This is a genomic window from Pseudoxanthomonas sp. LjRoot204_2 (genome assembly GCF_056175765.1).
This window is the reverse complement of record NZ_JBGFFG010000329.1, coordinates 1-3,870: the sequence shown is the minus strand read 5'-3', so window position 1 is coordinate 3,870 and position 3,870 is coordinate 1. Positions and strand designations below refer to the sequence as shown.

The 3,870-nt window shown below is 68.1% G+C and carries 4 protein-coding genes; all 4 read left to right on the top strand.

The genetic code is table 11. The features are described from left to right. Positions 1 to 22 precede the first annotated feature (22 nt). The 4 genes from AC04L7_RS14055 to AC04L7_RS14040 all read left to right on the top strand — a co-directional run bounded on the left by AC04L7_RS14055 (position 23) and on the right by AC04L7_RS14040 (position 3,593). A complete protein-coding gene (locus AC04L7_RS14055) occupies positions 23 to 1,411 on the top strand; it encodes a S8 family peptidase (RefSeq protein WP_475513236.1) in 1,389 nt (462 codons plus the stop codon). A gap of 184 nt (positions 1,412 to 1,595) precedes the next feature. Beyond that, positions 1,596 to 1,811 (top strand): DUF4287 domain-containing protein, encoded by a 216-nt coding sequence (locus tag AC04L7_RS14050; RefSeq protein WP_296282027.1) that lies wholly within the window; start codon positions 1,596 to 1,598, stop codon positions 1,809 to 1,811. Positions 1,812 to 1,957: 146 nt separating this feature from the next. Beyond that, the gene (locus AC04L7_RS14045) at positions 1,958 to 2,911 is read left to right on the top strand and encodes a L,D-transpeptidase family protein (protein WP_435997187.1); all 954 of its coding nucleotides are present in this window, start codon (positions 1,958 to 1,960) and stop codon (positions 2,909 to 2,911) included. Position 2,912: 1 nt separating this feature from the next. After that, positions 2,913 to 3,593 carry a M23 family metallopeptidase gene (locus AC04L7_RS14040; RefSeq protein WP_435997189.1) on the top strand — a complete coding sequence of 227 codons (681 nt, stop codon included), beginning with the start codon at positions 2,913 to 2,915 and terminating at the stop codon, positions 3,591 to 3,593. Positions 3,594 to 3,870: the final 277 nt, after the last annotated feature.

The following is a 3,870-nucleotide window of genomic DNA, read 5'->3' as shown; positions in this document are numbered from 1 at the left end:
GTACGTGGAAGTCGACCAGCGCATGTATCCGGTGCTGACGCCCAACGACCCGCGCCTGTCCGAGCAGTGGGGCTTCGGCACCACCACGTCCGGCATCAATGTGCGCTCGGCCTGGGACAAGTCCACGGGCGCGGGCGTGGTGGTGGCCGTCATCGATACCGGCATCACCAACCATGCCGACCTCAACGCCAACATCCTGCCCGGCTACGATTTCATCAGCGACACCTTCGTCTCGCGCGACGGCAACGGACGCGATTCGAACCCGAACGACGAAGGCGACTGGAACCCGGTCGCGGGCGAGTGCTACAGCGGTTCGCCGGTCAGCAACTCCAGCTGGCATGGCACGCACGTAGCCGGCACCGTCGCCGCCGTGACCAACAACAGCACCGGCGTGGCCGGTACCGCGTTCGGCGCCAAGGTGGTGCCGGTGCGTGTGCTGGGTCGCTGCGGTGGCCTGACCTCGGATATCGCCGACGCGATCACCTGGGCCTCGGGTGGCACCGTCAGCGGCGTGCCCGCCAATGCCAATCCGGCGGAAGTCATCAACATGTCGCTGGGCGGCGGCGGTACCTGTTCCGCGACCTACCAGAACGCGATCAACGGTGCGGTCGGTCGCGGGACCACCGTGGTGGTGGCCGCGGGCAACAGCAACACCAACGTGTCCAGCGCGGTGCCGGCGAACTGCCCGAACGTCGTGGCCGTGGCGGCGACCACGTCGAGCGGCTCGCGCGCCAGCTTCTCCAACTACGGCACCGGCATCGACATCTCCGCGCCGGGCCAGAGCATCCTGTCCACGCTCAACTCCGGCACCACCACGGCGGGCAGCGCGAGCTACGCGTCGTACAACGGCACGTCGATGGCGGCTCCGCACGTGGCGGGCGTGGTCGCGCTGATGCAGGCTGCCGCACCGTCGCCGCTGACCCCGGCACAGGTGGAGACGATCCTGAAGAATACCGCGCGTCCGTTGCCGGGCACGTGCTCGGGTGGCTGCGGTGCGGGCATCGCCAATGCGGACGCAGCCGTCGTGGCGGCGCAGGGCGGCACCATGCCGCCGGGTGGCGGTACGCAGACCTACACCAACGGCACCGACGTCAGCATTCCCGACAACAACACGACGGGCGTGACCAGCACGATCGCCGTGTCGGGCCGCACGGGCAACGCGCCGAGCAATGCGCAGGTGGCGGTCAGCATCGTGCACACCTACATCGGTGACCTGATCGTCGACCTGCTGGCGCCGGATGGTTCGGTGTACGTGCTGCACAACCGCACGGGCGGCAGTGCCGACAACATCAACCAGACCTACACGGTGAACCTGTCGAGCGAAGCCCTCAACGGCAGCTGGCGCCTGCGCGCCCGCGACCGTGCAGGCGCGGATACCGGCTACATCAACAGCTGGAGCATCACGTTCTGAGGATCGCCCGCTGAGGGAGTCGCCAGGATGTGCATGAGGAACCCCGGCCTTGGCCGGGGTTCTTTGTCTGTGCTACGGGCGGGACCGCATGTCGATCCCGCACCCCCTCCTTCGTCGAACAGGCAAGCGCAGGTCGTGACGCCAAGGTGGCGCACACAGCTTGCATGACCGCCAGGAGCGATGCATGACGACGAACGCGAAGACAAAAGGTCCGGCTTCCTACTTTCCTTCGATAGAGAAGCAGTACGGTAAGCCGGTGGAACACTGGTTCACGATCCTGGGCGCGGTCAGCGACCGGAAACACGGCGAGCAGGTGGCCCTGTTGAAAACGGAGCACGCGTTGGGCCATGGCCATGCGAATGCGCTGGTGGCGTATTTCAGGGCGGAACGCGGAGGCTAGACGCCTTCCAGGGAAAGCAGGGAGGCCGAGTACGGCCTCGGGCACCCTGCGACGGCGCCTGCAGGCATCGGGCGGCCGCGCAGATTGACGCCGCGATGACGCAGGCCTTTCGAAGATGCGGACACTGCAACCCGAGTCCTTTGCCCATGTCCGTGCGATTCCTTGCTGTCGTCCTGCTCGCCGCCCTCTCGGCCCCCTCCCGGGCGGAACCCCCTGTGTCCCTGGCGGCGCAGGCGAACGATCCCGCCACGCGGAGCGGCGCGGCTGCGCTGCTGCGCGCCCAGGTGCTGCTGGACCGCGCGCACTTTTCACCCGGGGAAATCGATGGCCTGTCCGGCTCCAACCAGCGGCGCGCGCTGCGGGGCTTCCAGGCCGCCAGGGGGCTGGACGTCACCGGCGAGCTCGACCAGGCCACGTGGAACGCCCTGAACGCAAACGCGGCGGCGGTGGTCACCGCGTACACGTTGACGGCCGAAGACGTCGGCCAGCGCTACATCCGCATTCCCGACGACATGATGGCGCAGGCAAAGCTGCCATCGCTGGGCTTCGCGTCGGTGCGCGAAGCCCTGGGCGAGCGCTTCCACGTTGCGCCGGCTCTGCTCGAACAACTGAATCCCGGCGTGGACTTCGCGCGGGCGGGTGCCCGGATACAGGTGCCGAACGTGGCCGATGTCGCCGCGCCGCCCAAGGCCGCCCGCGTGGTGATCGACAAGTCCGAGTCCACGCTTGCGTTGGCGGACGCCGCAGGCAAGGTCGTCGCGCAGTTTCCTGTGTCCTCCGGCAGCGACAAGGACCCGTTGCCACTGGGGGAGTGGAAGATCCTCGGCACCGCCGTCAATCCCACCTTCCACTACAACCCAGCCCTGTTCTGGGACGCGGATCCCTCCCATGCCAAGGCGACACTGCCTGCCGGCCCGAACAACCCGGTGGGCACGCGATGGATCGATCTTTCCAAGCCTCACTACGGACTGCACGGCACGCCCGAGCCGGCCACGGTGGGGAAGGCGCAATCCCATGGCTGCGTGCGGCTGACGAACTGGGACGTCGAGCGCGTCGCCGCCGCCGTCTCGCCCTCCACCGCCGTCGTGATGCAGGACTAGCATGAAGTACGTGCTGGGCCTGCTGCTGGTGGTGGCGCTGGGCGTGGTCGTCTGGAGCGGCATGGACATCGTGCCTACGCCGGCATCCGACCCGTCGCAGCCGGTTGCATCCGCCGGGGTGTCAACGTCCGCTGCGACTGCGACACCGGGTGCGGCCAATACGCCTGCAGTTTCTGTCGCAGGCACCGTCGCGCCTGCATCAGTGGCCCCCGTGCCTGGCGTCAGCAGCGACATGCCCGCGCCATCCGCGCTGCTGCTCCCGGTCCAGGGCATACGCGCGGCGGACCTCACCGATACCTTCACCGACGCACGCAGCGAAGGGCGCTCCCACGATGCCATCGACATCATGGCCGCCAAGGGCACCCCGGTCCTTGCCGTGGCCGATGGCCATGTGGAAAAACTCTTCACCAGCGAGCGCGGCGGCTTGACGATCTACCAGTTCGAGCCGACCGGCCGCTACGCCTACTACTACGCACACCTTGACCGGTATGCGGATGGATTGGCGGAAAAGCAGCAGATCCGCCGCGGGCAGGTGATCGGCTACGTAGGCGCCACGGGCAACGCGAGCCCCGATGCCCCCCACCTGCACTTCGCCATCTTCCTGCTTGGCCCCGAGAAGCAGTGGTGGAAGGGCAGCCCGGTCAATCCGTATCCGATCCTGACCGCGCAGCAAGCTCTTTGATCAGCGGCGTGGCCGCACCTTCCCGCCGCGCCGCGCTCCCACCAAGGTTGGCGGGGACCGTGGGGGATGCGGAGGGCAGCATGTCCGCGGTTCGAACCCGAGGCGGGTGCGAGCCCCAACCCACCGCGAATAGGTCCTGCTTTAGGTCTTAGGACATCACGACGGGGGCTTGCCGGTGATCGACGCCAGCCGAGGGCGCGGCTGCACCTGCGGGCGGCGCCGCGCGTCACCCGCACATGCTCTTGGGCCCACGGCGCTCGCGCGGATCAACCGGGAC